Raw genomic sequence first — 309 nt, forward strand, 5'->3', positions numbered from 1 at the left:
CTATTACTTTACCTTTGGTTAAACCGGCTTCGTCAATAAGTGCATAGCATTTAAATTTATTAAAATATAACTGACCATCACGCTCCATTGCACGAAGGCGACGTTTAAATGCAATTTGACGCTCTTCATCATTAACGGCTAGTTCTTCACATAATTGTGCGTAGTTAGCTGGTTTTGAACGCTCTTGAAGATGAGTAAGTATAAACTCACGGCTAGGGACGGGGTTTTCGTACTTTTCTTGTTCTCGACTGAGATTTGGATCTTGGTTTGACATTCACTATCTTGTTAGTTGGTTATGAAGGTTATTTT

Annotated in this window: 1 protein-coding gene; it reads right to left on the reverse strand. The window is 37.9% G+C overall.

What is annotated here, in order from left to right; all coding sequences use genetic code 11:
• The coding region (locus R2R70_RS19565) for a winged-helix domain-containing protein (protein WP_410978831.1) at positions 1-274 on the reverse strand (274 nt) is incomplete at its 3' end.
• Between the last annotated feature and the right edge of the window lie 35 nt (positions 275-309).

Origin of the sequence: Cobetia sp. SIMBA_158 (genome assembly GCF_046566945.1) — a bacterium.
Lineage (GTDB): Bacteria > Pseudomonadota > Gammaproteobacteria > Pseudomonadales > Halomonadaceae > Cobetia > Cobetia amphilecti.